This window comes from Pseudomonas sp. UBA4194, assembly GCF_002379585.1.
Taxonomy (GTDB): Bacteria; Pseudomonadota; Gammaproteobacteria; order Pseudomonadales; family Pseudomonadaceae; genus Aquipseudomonas.
The window spans coordinates 38624-53512 of record NZ_DFUE01000021.1 but is presented as its reverse complement, the minus strand read 5'-3'; the positions used below and the strand labels follow the sequence as shown (position 1 = coordinate 53512).

Below are 14889 nucleotides of genomic sequence, written 5' to 3'. Positions count from 1 at the left end.
CTCTGGCGGGCATGGGGAGAGAGTGCACCGCAAAAATCTCATGTGGGAGCGGGCTCTGCCCGCGATGGAGCCCTTACGGGCGCTGCACATGCTGAATCCTGCGACGCCCGGCACACCGCCATCGCGGGTAGAACCCGCTCCCACAGGGATCTCTGGCGGGCAGGGGGAGAGGGTGCGGCGCAAATCTCATGTGGGATCTCTGGCGGGCAGGGAGCGAGGGTACGCCGCAAATTTCATGTGGGAGCGGGCTCTGCCCGCGATGGGGCCCTTGCGGGCGCTGCACATGCTGAATCCTGCGACGCCCGGCACGCCGCCATCGCGGGTAGAACCCGCTCCCACAAGGGTGCGCCGCGCGCTTGGTTCAATCAGGCGCCATGGCACTTCTTGAATTTCTTCTCGCTGCCGCAGGGGCAGGGATCGTTGCGGCCAACATCTTTCAACGCATTGCGCGTCGGCTCCTGGGGAGCATGATTGCAGTGCGGGCCATGAACGTGGCCATGGTCGTGGTGGTGATGATCGTGGTGATGGTCGTGGTTGCAATCGGGACCGTGCACGTGGGGTTGCTGGGACATCGTGGTGACTCCGCTGTATCGAGATTGGCAGGAATTATCTCACCCAGGATGGGGATGTGAAGGGTGTTATGCGTTCTTTCCCACATATTTGTCAGAAACACTATCGGAACCTATCCCTGGAAACTGGCGGCGCTTCGGCGCTGAAGCCGTGACTAATCTTGCGACCAATCTCCAGGCTTGATCTCCCCGGTATGGTTGAGCACCACGTCGTGCCCGAACAATACGCCGGTGCGCAGTTCGCCTTGCAGGTCGTAGCGGATGGGTTGGTCGGGGTGCTTGAGCATCCGCGCGATGTCGCGCAGGTTGCGCCACAGGTTGGTGCGTACCGGGACTTCGTAGTATTCGCGGCTGTTGGCGGCCACGGTGAACCAGTCGCTGGTCTCCCCCTCGGTCAACAGCATGCCGCCCAGGCGCACGCTGTACGTCAGGCCGCGCACTGGCAGGCTTGAGTCGTTGGGGTTGTCGATACGAAAGCGCAGCATGAATTCCTGCTGCAACAGTTTGGCCTTGATCACCTCGACCTTGACCAGATGCACCTGCGGGTCCTGATAGTTGCCGGTGAACCAGGTGGCGCAGCCCGACAATCCCAGCAGGAAAACCAGGCCGATGCTGCGAAGGAGGACGGTGCGCGCTGACATGCTGAAGCCTCAGTGGATGCCTTCAGTCTAACCATGCCCCGCGCCAGCACAAGCCGAGGTTGTTGCGGCAAAACATCGTGGTCCATAATCCACGCCTCGGTCGCCCCCGTGGCAGCCCTTCAAGGAGAGTCGCCATGAGCTTGTACGAGATCGTCTTTGCCGGTGAACTGGTGCCGGGAGCACCACTGGATCAGGTCAAGAGCAATCTGGCCAAGCTGTTCCAGGCCGACGCTCAGCGGGTTGAAGTGTTGTTCTCTGGCCGCCGTCTGGTGCTCAAGAACAACCTCGATGCCACCAACGCCGAGAAATATCGCAGCACCCTGGCCCGTGCCGGTGCCTTGGTCACGGTCAATGCCATGGCGGTGGACGTCGAAGAAATCGAAATGGCCGCGCCGCCACCCAGCACGCCTGCCCTAGTGAACGTCAGCACCACTCGACGTGCCGAAGTAGTGCCCCGGGATGCGTACATGGCCGCGTTCAGCGACGTTGACGCGCCGGATTTCGACATGGCCGCGGTGGGCGCGGATCTGCAGGATGAGCCGCCGCGCGCGCGGCCTCCGGCGCTGGATCTGGAGCAATTCAGTCTGGCCCCGGCCGGCAGCGATATGGGCCAGGCGTCGCGCTCGGTTCAGGTCCGTGTGCCGGACATCTCCCATCTCAAGCTCATTGGCTGATATAGGCTGCACAGCATTTCTTGAATTTCTGCCCACTGGCGCACGGGCAGGCATCGTTGCGTCCGGCAGCGAGTTTGACGGTGGGGTCGATGAAGTACCAGCGCGCGCCGTTCTGCACGAAAGACGACCGCTCGCGGTGGCAGTGCTCGCCGGCGTTGTCATGCCAACGCGCGGTGAAGCTGACGAAGGCGTGCTCCGGCTGGCCGCCGAAGACTTCGGCGGCCAGTACCTCCAGCCCCAGCCAGGTGCTTTGCGCACTCCATTGGCCAATGGCCTCGCGGTCCAGGCCAGGTTGCTGGGCGGGCAGGGTGGTGGCAACCAGATAGTCCACCAGCCCCAGTACATAGGCGCTGTAGCGCGAACGCATCAGGGTTTGCGCATCGGGCGCTGCGACGCCGCCATGGTAATGCCCGCAGCAGGCATCGAGCAGGCTGCCGCTGCCGCAGGGGCAAATGGATACGCTCATGATCACCACCAATACTTGCCGAAGTTTTCCGGATTCGCCCAGAACTTGGCGTTGAGCCAGTCGGGCACCTGTTTGTATTCGCGCAGGTCGTAGGTGTAGAGCTTGAGAACCTGCTCGTCACGTTTGAAGCGTTCGCTGGCTTGCAAGGCCAGCGAGTAGAAATCGGTGTCGCTCCAGCCGCTGGCCGCGGGGTCGGTGAGCACGGCGATGCGGCTGGCGTTCAAGTTGCGGATGCCGCCCAGCAGGCGCAGGCCGTCGGGCTTGTTCAGGTGCTCCAGGCAATCGACGACCAGGGCCAGGTCGAAGCGTTGGCTGGCCAGATCGGCGCTCAGGGGACCGGGCGCGGCGAGCGCCACAACGGTTTCGGGGTGCGCAACCTGAAAGGCTTCCAGGGCCGGAAACTCGCTGGCGCCGATCAGCAGCAGGCGCTGCGGCGCATAGCGCTCGAGCAGCGCCGCCAGGGCCTGTTGCGGGGTGCGGGAAGAAAACGCGTCTGTCATCGAAGCTCCTCGGTCTGAGCCCACAAGATTATAGGGCTACGCGGCCGTGGCCCAGCATTGATTGGCGTTGCTCCTTCATGGCTTATTGCTGGCGCATATGCAAACGGCGGTCTTTACTCCCAGAGCATCGGTCTTATTACCGATTCCCCTAAGGAGAAACCTTGATGAGCATAGTTCGGACAGCATTACCCCTGGTTCTGCTAACCAGCGTGTTGACTGGTTGTGCAGGCTTGCAGAAAACCGATTGGCCGATGTGTGCTGCCGTCGGTGGCGTCACCGGTGCGGCATTGGGTGCCATCGAGAGCGGTTCGCTGGCCGCGGGTGTGGGCGCGGCGGCGGCCGGCGTGGGCGCGGCCTACTGCTGGGTGCATGGCGATGGCGATGAAGACGGGGATGGCGTACCGGACAGCCGCGACAAGTGCCCAGGTACTCCTAAAGGCACGCCGGTAGACGCCGACGGCTGTCCACCGCCTGCTCCAGCACCGGCTCCCGTGGTCACGGAACCTGCGCCGTTGCCCAAGGAAGAAACCATCGTGATCCGCAATGTGCACTTCGAGTTCGACAAGGCCACCTTGACCACCGCCGACAAAACCCAGCTTGATACCGTTGCCAGCCGTCTCAAGACCGAAGCCAGCAGCGCTAGGCTGAGCGTCAGCGGTCACACCGACAGTGTCGGCAGCGACAGCTACAACCAGCGTCTGTCCGAGAAACGTGCCACGTCGGTGCGTGATTACCTGATCAGCAGCGGCGTGCCGAGCAGCAGCTTCATTTCGGTCAAGGGCGTGGGTGAGGCCCAGCCGGTCGCGGACAACAAGACCGCCGATGGGCGTGCCATGAACCGTCGTACCGAGATCCTTATCCAGCGTTGAACCTTTCGTCGCTGTCGTGAGTCGCCTTGTGAAGTGACCAACGGCAGGCTTTACTCCGGGTTGCCGGCGCCTGCCGGTGACTCAGGAGCATTGAATGATGAGAGATTTCTCGCGGGCGTTACTCCCCGTTCTTCTGGTCAGTAGTGTTCTCTCCGGTTGTGCCACTACCAGCGATGGGAGTTCCCCGCTCAACCAGAGAACTTGGCCTGTTTGCAGTGTCCTCGGCGGTCTCGCCGGGGGTGGATTGGGCGCTATCGAAAGTGGCGCCTGGGCTGCCGGTGGCGGCCTTGCCGGTGCCGTGGCCGGTGGGCTGATCTGCTATGCCCTGGACGGTGACGAAGATGGCGATGGCGTGTTCGATCGCCGCGACCGTTGCCCGGATACTCCCGCCAATACGCCGGTCAAGCACAACGGCTGCCCGCTGCCCAATTATCCGGCCGTGGTCAAAACCCCCGAACCCATACCTCCCGCCGCGCCCCAGGTCATCACCCTGAGCGACGCCGGGGATGTGCTGTTCGAGTTCGATCGCTCCGATCTGACCCCCGCGGCGCGTACCGAGTTGACCGCGCTGATGCCGCAGCTGATGGCAGCCGATGTGGTGAGCGTCAAGGTGGTCGGCCATACCGACAGCAAAGGGAGTGATGCGTACAACCAGTCGCTGTCCGAGCGGCGCGCGGCCAGTGTGGTGGCATTCGTCCTCAGCCAGGGCGTGCCGACCAGCAAGTTGAGCAGCGAGGGTCGTGGCGAGAGTGAACCGGTGGACACCAACGACACCGACGCGGGTCGGGCGAAGAATCGGCGAGTGGAGATTCATTTGAATCAGTGAGGGGTGTGTAGGCTCTCGGCCTCATCGCGGGTAGAACCCGCTCCCAGAGGGGATCTGCGTTGCAGCCTTAATCCTCTGTGGGCGCGGGTTCTACCCGCGATGGTGTCGCCACTTTCTATCAAGATCCACTGGCATCCCCACCCCCTCAGCCGTTACTGTGCCTCCAGCACAAATGGCCGAGAGGAGCATATGAAGGGATTCCTGGTTCTGGGTAAATGCTTGACGCTGGTGTTCTGGTGGGTAGTCCTGCTCAACCTGTTCATGCCAATGGTCAAGCCGTTTCATGCACTGATCAATCTGGCCGGTGCCACATTGCTGGTGTTGCATCTGCTGGAAATCATCGGCTTCGGCAAGCGCCTGCGGGGGCGCACCCATCCCTGGTTTGACCGCCTGCAGATTCTGCTGCTGGGCATCTTTCACATTCAATCCATTCCCAAGCCGCTCATTGCCGAGGCTCCCCATGCGTAACCTGTGTCTATTGGCGGCATTGTTCAGCCCTCTGGCGCTGGCTGAATCGGTCAGCGTCGATGCGCACTCGCTGTTGCGCCTGCCGGCCAATTCCAGCGTCTTGAGCCTGGAACGCCTGGACGTGGCCGACTACGGCACGCTGTTGATTCCTGCCAATCTGACTGACTTGAGCGTGGGCGAACTGCGGTTGGGTCATGAGGCGCGTATTGCCCTGGTGCCCAGCGAGCGGGAATTGCACCTCTATGCCGCCCATGCCGAACTGGGCACGGGCAGCCAGATCCTTGCGCGTGGCGCGCCCGGTACCCATCAGAAGGCGGCGCGTCCTGGGCGCAATCTGGACCTGCAACTGCAGTCTCTCGATGCCGTCGAGCTGAACATCGATGGCCGCGGCGGGGCGGGGGCCGCTGGGTACGCTGGGCTGGACGGTGGCAGTGGCCAGGCGCCGGGGTGCACCTGGGGCGCGGCCGGACGAGGCGGCAACGGCGACAATGGTGGCGATGGCCTGCCGGGCGCTGCGGGTGCCCAGGTACGCGTGCGGCTGCCGGCCAGCTTCGCCGCCGACGCTATCAAGGTAAGGACCGACGGCGGCAATGGCGGTGAAGCCGGAGCGCCTGGCAAAGCCGGAGCGGGCGGAAAATCCAAGGGCTGTCTGGTCTATCGCGCCGACGGCGGCAAGGCCGGCCGCGAAGGGTTGCCTGGCCGCCCCGGAGAGACGGGTGCGGCTGGCTCGGTGAGCATTCAGCGCTTCTAGAACATGGGGCGGGCGGCCGCCAGCGCCACCACGGCCATACCGATCAGCAAGTTGATGCCCACCAGCCGGCGGATATGGCCCATGATCGTCGCGCCGTCGGCCCACGCCTGAGCCGCCACCGCCTTGCGCAGTTGCGGGAGCTGCAGGCCCTGGATGCGCAGAAACAGCGCCACCATTACCACATACAGGCCCATCATGATCTGCACATAGCGTGGCGCCGTCTCGAAACCGGCGAAGCGCATGTGCACGATGGCCACGCCGCTGATCGGAAGAATCACCACGGCGAGCCAGACCCAGACGAAAAAGCGTGGGAAAATTTCCCCCCACAACTGCAGCCGCGCCGGCCCCTGCAAGGCTGCAACCGCCGCAGGGCGCAGGATCATCCAGGCGAAGAACGTGCCCCCTACCCATACCAGGGCAGCCAGGACGTGCAAAGTGTAGAACAAGGCAAAAGCAGTCACGGGTATCTCCGTTCAGCACATCGGGGTTGAGCGCGGTATGATAGCGGCCCGTTGAGAAACACTGAAAATATATCCAGCCTTTCACCATGACGCGTCGATGATCAGTAACGAACTCAAAACCACCATCCAGGGCGCGTACACGCGTTTTCTCGAGGCCAAGAGCCTCAAGCCGCGCTATGGGCAACGCCTGATGATCGCCGAAGTCGCCAAGGTACTGGGCGATATCGACTGCGACGACGAAGGCCGGCGCAGCGGTGAGCCGGCGGTGGTCGCCGTGGAGGCGGGTACTGGTACCGGCAAGACGGTGGCCTACAGCCTGGCAGCGATTCCCGCAGCCAAGGCAGCGGGCAAGCGCCTGGTGATCGCCACAGCGACAGTCGCCCTGCAGGAACAGATCGTCTTCAAGGACCTGCCGGACCTGATGCGCAACAGCGGCCTGAATTTCACCTTCTCGCTGGCCAAGGGGCGCGGTCGCTACCTGTGCCTGTCCAAGCTCGACGTGCTGCTGCAGGAAGGGCATGCGCAGACAGCCACGGCGCAGCTGTTCGAGGAGGAAGGCTTCAAGATCGAAGTCGACGAGGCCAGCCAGAAGCTGTTCACCAGCATGATCGAGAAGCTGGCCGGCAACAAATGGGACGGCGATCGCGACAGCTGGCCCGTGGCCCTGGAAGATGCGCAATGGTCACGCCTGACCACCGACCACAGCCAATGCACCACACGCCACTGCCCCAACTTTCAGCAGTGCGCTTTCTACAAGGCCCGCGAGGGTATGGGCAAGGTGGATGTCATCGTCACCAACCACGACATGGTGCTGGCCGACCTGGCGCTGGGTGGTGGAGCGGTACTGCCGGACCCGCGCGACACCCTCTATGTGTTCGACGAAGGCCATCACCTGCCAGACAAGGCGATTGGTCACTTCGCTCACTACAGTCGCTTGCGTTCCACGGCGGACTGGCTGGAAACCACGGCCAAGAATCTTACCAAGTTGCTGGCGCAACACCCGCTGCCCGGCGACCTGGGACGGCTGATCGAACAGGTGCCGGAGCTGGCCCGCGAGATCAAGACCCAGCAGCAGTTCATGTTTTCGGCTTGCGAGCAACTTGCCGACTTCAAGCCCGGCGAAGACATGGAAGGCCGCGAGCGGCCGCGCCATCGCTTCGTAGGGGGGGTGATTCCCGAGCACATGCGCGAGATGGGCATCGAGCTCAAGAAAGGCTTTTCCAAGCTCACCGACTTGTTCACCCGCTTGAGCGACCTGCTCAAGGAAGGTATGGACGGCGAGAAGAACATCGGCATTGCCAGCCATCAGGCCGAAGAATGGTATCCCCTGTTCGGCAGTCTGTTGGCGCGTGCGCAGGGCAGTTGGGAACTGTGGACGGCCTTCACGGCCGAGGATCCGGAAGACAGCCCGCCCATGGCCCGGTGGCTGACCCTGGCCGACAGCGGCGCAATGTACGACATCGAGGTCAACGCCAGCCCCATCCTGGCTGCGGAAATGCTGCGTCGCAATTTGTGGAATGTGTGTTACGGAGCGTTGGTTACGTCGGCGACCCTGACCGCCCTGGGCAAGTTCGATCGTTACCGCATGCGTGCCGGCATTCCCAAGGCCTCGGTTACCACTATCGTGCCCAGCCCGTTTCACCATGCCGATGCCGGTGTGTTACGGGTGCCGGATCTGCGCGCCGACCCGCGCGATGCCCCGGCTCATACCGCGGCGATCATCCGCGACCTGCCCGACCTGGTGGAAGGCTACCGTGGTTCGCTGGTGCTGTTCTCGTCGCGTAAGCAGATGCAGGACGTGTTCGACGGCCTGGATCGGGATTGGCGCAAGCAGGTGTTCATCCAGGGCAACCTGTCCAAGCAGGAAACCCTGAACAAACACAAGGCGCGGGTCGATGGCGGGGACTCCAGCGTGTTGTTTGGCCTGGCGAGCTTCGCCGAGGGTGTCGACTTGCCCGGGGCGTACTGCGAGCACGTGATCATTGCCAAGATTCCGTTCGCCGTACCGGACGATCCGGTAGAGGCGGCACTGGCTGAGTGGATCGAGGCGCGGGGTGGGAACCCGTTCATGGAAATTGCCGTGCCCGATGCATCGCTGCGCTTGATTCAGGCCTGTGGACGCTTGCTGCGTACCGAACAGGACCGGGGCACGATTACCTTGTTGGACCGCCGCGTGGTGACGCAGCGGTATGGCAAGGCCATTCTGAATGCGCTGCCGCCGTTTCGGCGGGAGATTTCCTGATCGGTGCTGGAGGGTCTCCTCACCTCAGCCTTCTCCCTTTGGGAGAGGGCGCCGTTCGCAGTACGCTTGGGGTGAGGCGAGCGTTGACCCGCGGTCGAGAAACAAATCTCCCCAACCCGCCGGTTCACAAAACCACCATTCACTGAAACAATGCCCGTCATTTTTCGCAGCGCGGTCGCGGGAGTCAGGGTGCAGGTTCAAGGTCATTTCGAGCTCAAGTTCGAAGCCGTACGCGAAGCGTTCGCGGCGTTGTTCGATAATCCCCAGGAGCGCGGGGCAGCGCTGTGCATACAGGTGGGCGGCGAGACCATGGTCGACCTGTGGGCCGGCAGCGCCGACAAGGACCACAGCGAGGCTTGGCACAGCGATACCATTCTCAATCTGTTCTCCTGCACCAAGACCTTCACCGCGGTCACTGCCCTGCAGTTGGTGGCCGAAGGCAAGCTGTCACTGGATGCACCCGTTGCCAACTACTGGCCCGAATTCGCCGCCGCCGGCAAACAATCGATCACCCTGCGTCAATTGCTCAGCCATCAGGCCGGTCTGCCTGCATTGCGCGACTTGCTGCCTGCCGAAGCCCTGTATGACTGGCAGGCCATGACCGCAGCACTGGCGGCCGAAACGCCCTGGTGGGAGCCTGGCAAGGGGCATGGTTATGCGGCTATCACCTATGGCTGGCTGGTCGGTGAATTGCTCCGTCGCGCCGACGGTCGCGGCCCGGGGGAGTCTATCGTGGCGCGAGTGGCCAAGCCCCTGGGGCTGGATTTCCATGTCGGCCTGGCGGATGAGGAATTCCATCGCGTCGCTCATATCGCTCGGGGCAAGGGCAACGTCGGTGACGAAGCCGCCCAGCGTCTGCTGCAGGTGACGCTGCGCGAACCCGAGGCGATGGCTACCCGCGCCTTCACCAACCCGCCGTCGGTGCTCACCAGCACCAACAAGCCGCAATGGCGTCGCATGCAGCAGCCTGCCGCCAATGGTCACGGCAATGCGCGCAGCCTGGCGGGTTTCTATGCGGGGCTGCTCGACGGCAGCCTGCTGGAGTCGGAATTGCTGCAGGAGCTGACCCGCGAGCACAGCATTGGTATCGACAAAACCCTGATGACCCAGACCCGCTTCGGCCTGGGTTGCATGCTCGATCAGCCGACCGTGGCCAATGCCACCTTTGGCCTGGGCAGTCGCGCCTTTGGTCACCCCGGGGCAGGGGGCTCGGTAGGTTTTGCCGATCCCGAGTACGACGTGGCCTTTGGTTTTGCCGTCAACACGCTGGGCCCTTACGTGTTGATGGACCCGCGGGCGCAACATCTGGTACAGGTTTTACGCAGCTGTCTGTAAGGCAGTTGATCAGAAATCGACCAGCGGTCATCTATTCCTCTATCACTGCTCTACTCTATCAATCAATAATTTAGGCCGGTTTGTTCATCCGGTTTGTATCTACCAACATCTCGTGGAAGCACCATGTCACCGAATAAATCCATTGCATTTGCCTTGTGCCTGGCCGCTACCGGTTGCGCTCAAACTCCTCAAGACGCGTCGGCCCAGGGCGGGCACAGTTGGTGGCCGTTCGGCCGCGACGAAGTGGCCAGCAAAGCGGCGGACAAGGACGTGGAACAGGCGATCACCGACAAGGTGGCCAAGGCCGATGCCAAGTCCGACAGCGAAAGCCGCTGGTGGTGGCCGTTCGGTGATACCAAGCCGCAAGCGCCAAAAGTCGCCGAAGTACCCAAGATCGATCCGAAGGTGACCCAGGCCTGGCTCGATGCCTATGAGCCAAAAGTGCGCGAAGCCATCAAGGACAGCAAGTTCGAACTCGAGCGTCGTGAAGACCTGCTGGTGGTCACCGCGCCCGTGGACTCCTCGTTCAACCCGGACCGTCCCTCCATGCTGCTGCCTGTCAGCCTGGGCCCGATCACCCGCGTGGCCAAGGCTGTCGACGCCGACACCAAGACCGCCGTACTGGTACTGGGCCACGCCGACACCAGTGGTGCCGCGCCGTTGAACCAGAAACTCAGCCAGGAACGCGCCCAGTCGGTGGCCGCCATCTTCCGCCTCAGCGGCCTGCAGCGTGACCGTCTGATGCTGCGCGGCATGGGTTCGGTAATGCCACGTGCCGCCAACGACAGCGTCGAAGGCCGCTCGCTGAACCGCCGTGTGGAAATTCTGCTGACGCCGCAGAACACCATGCTGGCGCTGTTGGCCAAGTACAACCAGCCAACCTTCACCGCGGCTGAAATGGTGGCGACCCAGGACATCAAGGCTGTACCGGCCCCTGCTGCCAAGGCCGCCGCCAAACCGGCCGCCAAGGCTCCGGCCAAGGCGACGGCGAAAAAGGCTGCCGCCAAGCCTGCAGTGGCCAAGAAAGCCGCGCCTGCGAAGAAGACCGTGGCCAAGAAGGCCGCGAGCAACGACCAGGCCAAAGCCAACTGATGCGCAAGGACTGACGCCATGACGCAATCGCTGGCCGATATGCGCCGTAACTACGCTCGCGATGGCCTGGCTGAAGAGCAGGCCCCTGGCGAGCCGCTGGAGTTGTTTCGGCGCTGGTTCGACGAGGCGGTGAAAACCGAGCAGCCGCCGGTGGAAGCCAACGCCATGACCCTGGCCACGGTGGACGGCGAAGGCCGTCCGCATTGCCGGGTGTTGTTGCTCAAGGGGCTGGACGACCAGGGCTTCACCTTCTTCAGCAACTACGACAGCGCCAAGGGTCAGCAGCTTGCGGCCCGGCCGTTTGCCGCCATGACGTTTTTCTGGCCCACCCTGGAACGCCAGGTGCGCATCGAGGGCAGGGTGGTGAAGGTCAGCGCGCAAGAATCGGACGCGTACTTCCGGGTTCGCCCGCTGGGAAGTCGACTCGGTGCCTGGGCTTCGCCGCAAAGTCGGGTCATTGCCGATCGCGGTGAACTCGAAGGCTTGCTCAAGGCGACCGAGCAGCGCTTCAGCGATACCCAGCCCCATTGTCCCGAGCACTGGGGTGGCTACCGCTTGCTGCCTGAGCGTATCGAGTTCTGGCAGGGCAGGCCGAGCCGGCTGCACGATCGCCTCAATTACCGCATCGATGGCCCCGCCTGGGTCCGCGAACGTCTCGCGCCCTGAGACCATCCGTTTGACCTTTCGCCACTGAGCGCTGTCCAGAGGTTCAGTGGCCGGTCAAAACATCCAGTCGTACAAGCCCTGTACCGGACGCAAATTTATACAGCTTGTGTCGTGACAGCCGTTTGCCGACGGCGTCTAATAAACACATGTCTCATGGAGTCCTGCCAAAATGCGCAAGTCAGTAATGCTAGTTGCCTGCTTCACCACCATGTCCCTGTTGTTGGGCGGTTGTGCTTCCAACCTCTCCGGTGACTCCTACTCACGCGATGAAGCGCGTCGGGTGCAGACCGTGCGCATGGGCACCATCGAATCGCTGCGTCCGGTGAAGATCGAGGGCACCAAGACCCCGATCGGCGGCGGCGCAGGTGCGGTTGTCGGCGGCGTGGCCGGCAGTGCCGTCGGCGGTGGCCGCGGCAGCATCGTAGCGGCGGTCATTGGTGCAGTCGCCGGTGGCCTGCTGGGCTCGGCCACTGAAGAGGGCCTGACCCGCACTCAGGGTGTGGAAATCACCGTTCGCGAAGACGACGGCAGCATGCGCGCTTATGTTCAAGCCGTGCAGGAAAACGAGATCTTCCGTGTCGGCGAGCGTGTTCGCATCATGACGGTTGATGGCACCAGCCGGGTTTCGCACTGATCGAAGTCTGGATGTAAAAAAACCGGCCACCTCTCAGTGGCCGGTTTTTTTTATGGCGCGTCAGTGGCGGCCTCATCGCGGGTAGAACCCGCTCCCACAATAGATCATCAGCGCATTGGATATTCGCGCAAGACACTTTCCCCTGTGGGAGCGGGTTCTACCCGCGATGGGGCCGGTACGGGCACCCCGCCGATTACTGCGCGTCGAGGATATCCCGCACCACGGCCTCGGCAATCCGAATCCCATCGACACCCGCCGACAAGATCCCGCCCGCGTACCCCGCACCTTCACCCGCCGGGAACAAGCCCCGCACGTTAAGGCTCTGGTAATCCGCGCCGCGGGTGATACGCAGGGGCGAAGAAGTACGGGTTTCGATGCCGGTCAGCACCGCGTCATGCATCGAGAAGCCCTTGATCTGGCGCTCGAACGCCGGCAGCGCTTCGCGGATGGCCTCGATGGCGAAGTCGGGCAGCGACAGGGCCAGGTCACCCAAGGTGACGCCGGGTTTGTAGGACGGCTCGACACTGCCCAAGGCGGTTGACGGCTTGCCTGCCACGAAATCGCCCAGCAGTTGCGCCGGCGCCTGATAATTGCTGCCGCCCAACAGGTACGCCGTGGACTCCAGCTTCTCCTGCAGCTCGATACCGGCCAGTGGGCCGCCGGGATAGTCCTGCTCCGGGGTGATCCCGACCACGATGCCCGAGTTGGCGTTGCGCTCGTTGCGCGAGTACTGACTCATGCCATTGGTCACCACACGGCCTGGCTCCGACGTCGCGGCAACCACGGTGCCCCCTGGGCACATGCAGAAGCTGTAGACCGAGCGGCCGTTCTTGGCGTGGTGCACCAGTTTGTAATCGGCAGCACCCAGCTTCGGGTGGCCGGCATACTTGCCCAGCCGTGCCTGATCGATGATGCCCTGAGGGTGCTCGACCCGGAAGCCGATGGAGAACGGCTTGGCTTCCATGAACACCCCGCGGGCGTCGAGCATGCGGAAGGTGTCCCGGGCGCTGTGGCCCAGCGCCAGCACCACGTGCCGCGAAGCGATCTGTTCGCCGCCCTCCAGCATCACACCCTGTACCTGGCCGCCCTCGATCAGCAGGTCGGTGACCTTTTGTTCAAAGCGCACCTCGCCACCCAGGGCGATGATTTCCTGACGCATGTTCTCGACCATGCCGGTCAGGCGGAAGGTACCGATGTGCGGTTTGCTGACGTAGAGGATTTCCTCGGGTGCGCCAGCCTTGACGAACTCATGCAGGACCTTGCGACCGTGGTGCTGCGGGTCCTTGATCTGGCTGTACAGTTTGCCGTCGGAGAAGGTGCCCGCACCGCCTTCGCCAAACTGCACGTTGGACTCGGGATTGAGCACGTTCTTGCGCCACAGGCCCCAGGTGTCCTTGGTGCGCTGGCGCACTTCCTTGCCGCGCTCCAGGATGATCGGCTTGAAGCCCATCTGCGCCAGCAGCAGCCCGGCAAAGATGCCGCACGGGCCGAAACCCACCACCAGTGGGCGATCGCTGTAGTCGGCAGGGGCATGACCCACCACCTTGTAGCTGACATCCGGGGCCGGGTTGACGTTGTGGTCGTCGGCGAAGCGCGCGAGCACGTCGGCTTCGTTGTTCAGCTCCAGGTCGAGGGTGTAGATGAACTGCAGTTCACTGTTCTTCTTGCGCGCATCGTAGCTGCGCTTGAACAGGGTGAAGTCCAGCAGGTCGGCGTCGGCGATGGCCAGTCGCTGCACGATGGCAGGGCGCAAGGCGTCGTCGGAGTGATCCAGGGGCAGCTTGAGTTCGGTGATTCGTAGCATGACAGGTCCAAAAATCCGGGCGCGCCCCGGGGGCATAGCAGAACCCGGCATTATAAACGCGATGGGGTGTTCGCCGTCAGGTAAAAAACGCCCGACGGCTTGCGACGTCAGTCGTTGCGAGCGCCACCAAAGGTCGCGCAGCCCTTTTGCACCTGGTCATTGACGCGCAACTCGGCGGTCATGAACTGCACGCCATCACTGCGGGGGTCGACGCAGCGCTGCGGGGCTATCCACAGTTCCACCCGCTGGCCGTTGGCTTCGGTGGACAGGTTGAAGCGGCCATCGCCTACCTGCTCTTCCATATAGGGCACAGCCAAGGTGGGCTGGCCTTCACGGTTGACCTCCATGCCCTGCTGGCTGACCTTGACGTCCCAGGCTGGCTGCGCACCACCGGCACTGAGGCTGAGCAATTTGAAGTTCGGGTCTTTGCAGGCGGCCAGAGAGCGGTCGAGGCGGTACAGCTGATGCAAGGCGAGTCGGCCATCGGTGCCGCCCGTGGCGCTGGCATCGAAGCGGCCGCGCAGGTCGGCGTATACCACTGGGCGATTGCCGGCCAGATCGGAGGCTTCCTGCAGCACGCCGGTGTCGTTGGCGTCGGTGACGGCATAGCGCCGAGGATTGCCACACGGCTGGAAGAACAGCTGCCCACCGTCACCCTGCAGGGTACCTTGCATGCGGGTCATGCCAGCGGTGGAAGTGGGCGGGGGGCTGGTGCTGAACAGCGATTGGCACCCGGCGAACAGTGGCAGCAGGGCGAGAAGGGCGATTGAGCGGGGCAGGTGCATCGATGGGTCTCCTGAGCGATGGTGGGAAGGTAGCACAGGAGGGGTGAAAATCGTGTTGGGTGGGGTTGGGTTGGAGGGCTGGTTTGGGGTTTGGGGTGAATGGTCC

General features: G+C 63.2%; 17 protein-coding genes. 10 read left to right on the top strand and 7 right to left on the bottom strand.

The window, feature by feature from the left end; all coding sequences use genetic code 11:
- Positions 1-365: 365 nt before the first annotated feature.
- Positions 366-572: an SEC-C metal-binding domain-containing protein gene (locus B3397_RS06125; RefSeq protein ID WP_296248219.1), complete on the bottom strand. Its 207-nt coding sequence runs from the start codon at positions 570-572 to the stop codon at positions 366-368.
- A 152-nt stretch (positions 573-724) separates the two neighbouring features.
- Positions 725-1210, bottom strand: coding sequence for an LEA type 2 family protein (locus B3397_RS06120; protein WP_296248217.1), 486 nt, complete (start codon positions 1208-1210; stop codon positions 725-727).
- Positions 1211-1344: 134 nt separating this feature from the next.
- On the opposite strand from B3397_RS06120, the gene B3397_RS06115 reads away from it, so the two are divergent.
- Positions 1345-1884 carry a hypothetical protein gene (locus B3397_RS06115; protein WP_296248216.1) on the top strand — a complete coding sequence of 180 codons (540 nt, stop codon included), beginning with the start codon at positions 1345-1347 and terminating at the stop codon, positions 1882-1884.
- Here the strand turns inward: B3397_RS06115 and B3397_RS06110 are convergent.
- Both B3397_RS06110 and B3397_RS06105 read right to left on the bottom strand, forming a co-directional pair.
- Positions 1874-2350, bottom strand: a complete 477-nt coding sequence (locus B3397_RS06110; RefSeq protein WP_296248214.1) for a YchJ family protein — start codon at positions 2348-2350, stop codon at positions 1874-1876. The two genes, B3397_RS06115 and B3397_RS06110, sit on opposite strands and share 11 nt — an antisense overlap.
- Positions 2351-2352: 2 nt before the next feature.
- The gene (locus B3397_RS06105) at positions 2353-2850 is read right to left on the bottom strand and encodes a DUF6231 family protein (protein WP_296248212.1); all 498 of its coding nucleotides are present in this window, start codon (positions 2848-2850) and stop codon (positions 2353-2355) included.
- A gap of 164 nt (positions 2851-3014) precedes the next feature.
- Between B3397_RS06105 and B3397_RS06100 the strand changes: the two genes are divergently transcribed.
- From B3397_RS06100 to B3397_RS06085, 4 genes are all read left to right on the top strand, one after another.
- Positions 3015-3719: an OmpA family protein gene (locus B3397_RS06100; RefSeq protein WP_296248210.1), complete on the top strand. Its 705-nt coding sequence runs from the start codon at positions 3015-3017 to the stop codon at positions 3717-3719.
- 97 nt (positions 3720-3816) lie between these two features.
- Positions 3817-4545, top strand: a complete 729-nt coding sequence (locus B3397_RS06095; RefSeq protein ID WP_296248221.1) for an OmpA family protein — start codon at positions 3817-3819, stop codon at positions 4543-4545.
- A gap of 189 nt (positions 4546-4734) precedes the next feature.
- A complete protein-coding gene (locus B3397_RS06090) occupies positions 4735-5013 on the top strand; it encodes a DUF1145 domain-containing protein (protein WP_296248209.1) in 279 nt (92 codons plus the stop codon).
- A complete protein-coding gene (locus tag B3397_RS06085) occupies positions 5006-5764 on the top strand; it encodes a collagen-like protein (protein ID WP_296248207.1) in 759 nt (252 codons plus the stop codon). The genes B3397_RS06090 and B3397_RS06085 overlap by 8 nt, the downstream gene beginning before the upstream one ends.
- On the opposite strand, the gene B3397_RS06080 is transcribed toward B3397_RS06085, so the two are convergent.
- Positions 5761-6225, bottom strand: a complete 465-nt coding sequence (locus tag B3397_RS06080; protein ID WP_296248205.1) for a CopD family protein — start codon at positions 6223-6225, stop codon at positions 5761-5763. The two genes, B3397_RS06085 and B3397_RS06080, sit on opposite strands and share 4 nt — an antisense overlap.
- 97 nt (positions 6226-6322) lie before the next feature.
- On the opposite strand from B3397_RS06080, the gene dinG reads away from it, so the two are divergent.
- The 5 genes from dinG to B3397_RS06055 all read left to right on the top strand — a co-directional run bounded on the left by dinG (position 6323) and on the right by B3397_RS06055 (position 12194).
- Positions 6323-8467 carry an ATP-dependent DNA helicase DinG gene (gene dinG / locus B3397_RS06075; protein WP_296248203.1) on the top strand — a complete coding sequence of 715 codons (2145 nt, stop codon included), beginning with the start codon at positions 6323-6325 and terminating at the stop codon, positions 8465-8467.
- Between the two features lie 189 nt (positions 8468-8656).
- On the top strand, positions 8657-9802 hold the full coding sequence (locus tag B3397_RS06070) for a serine hydrolase domain-containing protein (protein ID WP_296248202.1): 1146 nt from the start codon (positions 8657-8659) through the stop codon (positions 9800-9802).
- Positions 9803-9925: 123 nt separating this feature from the next.
- A complete protein-coding gene (locus B3397_RS06065) occupies positions 9926-10894 on the top strand; it encodes an OmpA family protein (protein WP_296248200.1) in 969 nt (322 codons plus the stop codon).
- 18 nt (positions 10895-10912) lie between these two features.
- The gene (gene pdxH / locus B3397_RS06060; protein WP_296248198.1) at positions 10913-11560 is read left to right on the top strand and encodes a pyridoxamine 5'-phosphate oxidase; all 648 of its coding nucleotides are present in this window, start codon (positions 10913-10915) and stop codon (positions 11558-11560) included.
- Positions 11561-11729: 169 nt separating this feature from the next.
- Positions 11730-12194: a glycine zipper 2TM domain-containing protein gene (locus B3397_RS06055; RefSeq protein ID WP_296248196.1), complete on the top strand. Its 465-nt coding sequence runs from the start codon at positions 11730-11732 to the stop codon at positions 12192-12194.
- A gap of 193 nt (positions 12195-12387) precedes the next feature.
- Here the strand turns inward: B3397_RS06055 and B3397_RS06050 are convergent, their stop codons facing one another.
- Entirely contained in the window at positions 12388-13998 is a 1611-nt protein-coding gene (locus tag B3397_RS06050) for an NAD(P)/FAD-dependent oxidoreductase (protein ID WP_296248194.1), read from the bottom strand.
- Positions 13999-14105: 107 nt separating this feature from the next.
- The gene (locus B3397_RS06045; RefSeq protein ID WP_296248192.1) at positions 14106-14783 is read right to left on the bottom strand and encodes a hypothetical protein; all 678 of its coding nucleotides are present in this window, start codon (positions 14781-14783) and stop codon (positions 14106-14108) included.
- Between the last annotated feature and the right edge of the window lie 106 nt (positions 14784-14889).

Excerpts from the sequence above, each read along its gene's own strand:
- B3397_RS06090 (WP_296248209.1), top strand. The coding sequence starts at position 4,735 with ATGAAGGGATTCCTGGTTCTGGGTAAATGCTTGACGCTGGTGTTCTGG.
- B3397_RS06100 (WP_296248210.1), top strand. The coding sequence starts at position 3,015 with ATGAGCATAGTTCGGACAGCATTACCCCTGGTTCTGCTAACCAGCGTG.
- B3397_RS06125 (WP_296248219.1), bottom strand. The coding sequence starts at position 572 with ATGTCCCAGCAACCCCACGTGCACGGTCCCGATTGCAACCACGACCAT.
- B3397_RS06065 (WP_296248200.1), top strand. The coding sequence starts at position 9,926 with ATGTCACCGAATAAATCCATTGCATTTGCCTTGTGCCTGGCCGCTACC.
- B3397_RS06115 (WP_296248216.1), top strand. The coding sequence starts at position 1,345 with ATGAGCTTGTACGAGATCGTCTTTGCCGGTGAACTGGTGCCGGGAGCA.
- pdxH (WP_296248198.1), top strand. The coding sequence starts at position 10,913 with ATGACGCAATCGCTGGCCGATATGCGCCGTAACTACGCTCGCGATGGC.
- B3397_RS06120 (WP_296248217.1), bottom strand. The coding sequence starts at position 1,210 with ATGTCAGCGCGCACCGTCCTCCTTCGCAGCATCGGCCTGGTTTTCCTG.
- B3397_RS06085 (WP_296248207.1), top strand. The coding sequence starts at position 5,006 with ATGCGTAACCTGTGTCTATTGGCGGCATTGTTCAGCCCTCTGGCGCTG.
- B3397_RS06105 (WP_296248212.1), bottom strand. The coding sequence starts at position 2,850 with ATGACAGACGCGTTTTCTTCCCGCACCCCGCAACAGGCCCTGGCGGCG.
- B3397_RS06050 (WP_296248194.1), bottom strand. The coding sequence starts at position 13,998 with ATGCTACGAATCACCGAACTCAAGCTGCCCCTGGATCACTCCGACGAC.
- dinG (WP_296248203.1), top strand. The coding sequence starts at position 6,323 with ATGATCAGTAACGAACTCAAAACCACCATCCAGGGCGCGTACACGCGT.
- B3397_RS06045 (WP_296248192.1), bottom strand. The coding sequence starts at position 14,783 with ATGCACCTGCCCCGCTCAATCGCCCTTCTCGCCCTGCTGCCACTGTTC.
- B3397_RS06095 (WP_296248221.1), top strand. The coding sequence starts at position 3,817 with ATGAGAGATTTCTCGCGGGCGTTACTCCCCGTTCTTCTGGTCAGTAGT.
- B3397_RS06110 (WP_296248214.1), bottom strand. The coding sequence starts at position 2,350 with ATGAGCGTATCCATTTGCCCCTGCGGCAGCGGCAGCCTGCTCGATGCC.
- B3397_RS06055 (WP_296248196.1), top strand. The coding sequence starts at position 11,730 with ATGCGCAAGTCAGTAATGCTAGTTGCCTGCTTCACCACCATGTCCCTG.